Genomic DNA, 2,178 nt, shown 5'->3' on the forward strand with positions numbered 1-2,178 from the left:
CAGCAGCGTGATGCCCAGCAGCAGCACCGTGGTCCAGCGATCGCCCTTAGGACGCAGTTTCGCCGGAGTTGGCGCATCGAGGGTGTCGTCAAACAGCAGGACCCGCGAAGCCTGAGATAGCTCTACATCGGCATCCGGGGCGGGCTGGGGCATGGCGGTGGCGATCGCCCGCTCCGTCATCGTCGGGTCGAACGCAGTCGGGTCGAAACCCGTCGGGTCGAACAGTTTCGGAGCCTGCGCCGTCACGCGGCAGCGCATCACCACCACCGAGGCATTGTCATGCCCATTGCGCTGGTTGGCGTGTTCCAGCCAGGTTTGCACGGCCTGTTGCGGCGTAAGCTGGTCATTGAACAGCAGTTGCGTCACTTCTGGCCCCAGGGCTTCGACCCAGCCGTGGTCGCTGAGGCCGTCGGTACACAGCAGCAGCACGCCGTCTTCGTCAATCATGAAGCGCTGCACCGTGGGATAGAGGCGATCGCCCTCATGAATCCCCAATGCCTGCGTCAGAGCGCCTGCGTTGGGATGCTTGCGGGCTTCAGCATGGGTGGCGCGAGACAGGCGCACCTCCCGCCCAGCTAGGTCATCGTCTAGCGTGAGCAACTGGCAGCGCTCCGGCGTAATCCAGTAGGCGCGGCTATCGCCCACATTGAGCAGATAAAGCTCCTGGGCAGTGCCACCGTTGATCCGCTGGGCCAGATGCAGGGCCAGGGTGAGGGTTGTGCCCATGCGCTGGCGCGACTGGCGCTGCTGGCTGTCGTTTTGGCTGGCGATGAGGTTGTTCACCACGCGGGCGATCGCCTCTAGCTGCTGCATCACCACGTCCGGCGACAGCACGGTGGTTTCCTCTGCCACTTCATACAGCAGCGCCCGCAGTTGCATCACGAGCGATCGCACGGCCATCTGGCTGGCCACCTCGCCGCCCGCGTGGCCGCCAATGCCGTCGCAGACAATGCCCAGCCCAGAGAGCAAATCGGGCGGACTCTGGAGCCAGGTGAGGCTGGTTTCGGCCGAGTGCTGGGCTGGCGGATAGCAGGCATCTTCGTTGTGGGCCCGCTGAGGGCCCGCCGTTGTGCCGCCAGCCACCGCCAGCTTCAGCGAAAGCTGGGTCGATTGTTGCAGCAGCAGGTCGTTTAGCTGGAGGGCGATCGCCCGCAGTCCCTCTGGCGTGTCGGCAATGGGCTGCTGCATTTGCTCACAGAGCGATCGCACGGGGTCTGCCACCTGACGCGGCATCGCGCCCAGCCAGCCCAGCCAGCAGACCGCCAGATCCGCTAGGGACGGCTGGCCGCCTGGATGCAACCGATCAGGAATCAACTCCCGCAGGCGCACCCGCCACCCCTCCACCCGCAAGTTATCCGGCATCAGCAGACTGGCCGCCACGCCATAGTCGCGCAGCGGGGCCCACAGATCGAGGATTTGCCACAGCCAGTAGACCTGACGAGTCGGAGACGCAGCCGCAAAACTGGGGGCGATCGCCGGAAGCAGTTTTCCGGCCCCGTCGATGGGCCCATTTTCCAGCAGCATTAGCCGTTGCCCCCCGTGCCAGCCAAAGCCAAACAGCACGGGCACATGCAGCCGATGGGGAAACAGGTGGAAATAGGGCAGCGCCTCCTCGGGCCAGGGCTGGGGCAGGTCGGGCGCAGCGGCGGGCTGCGTATCTAGCCACACCCTTGCTCTGCCCAACAACCCAGAGATAGCGATAGGTCAGCGGCCGCCTACAGTGTTCACACAGTGATTGATCCGCAGGATTGTCGTGCTGGCAATTTCCGTGGGCACACTGGATTCGGGTAGACAGCAGCGCCGCCGGACGACGCGAAGGAGGTGAAGAGGAGATCATAAGCGTGATAGAGGCGTTCGACGCTGAGCGAATTAACAGGGTCTATCGAGACTGGGCGACGGATTTTGAATGCCTTGCCCGTCGGGCGCGATCCTCTAAATTCCTGACCAATCGTTAAGCCATCATTCAAATCTTCTGATTTTGGAACGAGGTCGTTCAAGATGGAATAAGTCAGGATAGAAGGGGAGTGAAAGGCATTTCAGCAAGCCCGACTAGGGCAGCCCTTAACTAGCCAAAGATAGCGCCAATTCCAAAAAACGCGACAACTCCGGTCGAATGTTGCAAGCGTGGCTATGCAGTGTCTTAAAACTTTCTAGGTCGTTGATTGCCTTGAGTCGATC

Annotated in this window: 1 protein-coding gene; it reads right to left on the reverse strand. The window is 62.3% G+C overall.

Features of this window, described 5'->3' with window-relative positions; all coding sequences use genetic code 11:
- A partial coding sequence (locus tag IGS51_RS20895) for a PP2C family serine/threonine-protein phosphatase (RefSeq protein WP_297080687.1) occupies positions 1-1,668 on the reverse strand: 1,668 nt, incomplete at its 3' end.
- Between the last annotated feature and the right edge of the window lie 510 nt (positions 1,669-2,178).

Source organism: Thermoleptolyngbya sp. M55_K2018_002, from assembly GCF_015295965.1.
In the GTDB taxonomy this organism is placed as follows: Bacteria; Cyanobacteriota; Cyanobacteriia; order Elainellales; family Elainellaceae; genus Thermoleptolyngbya; species Thermoleptolyngbya sichuanensis.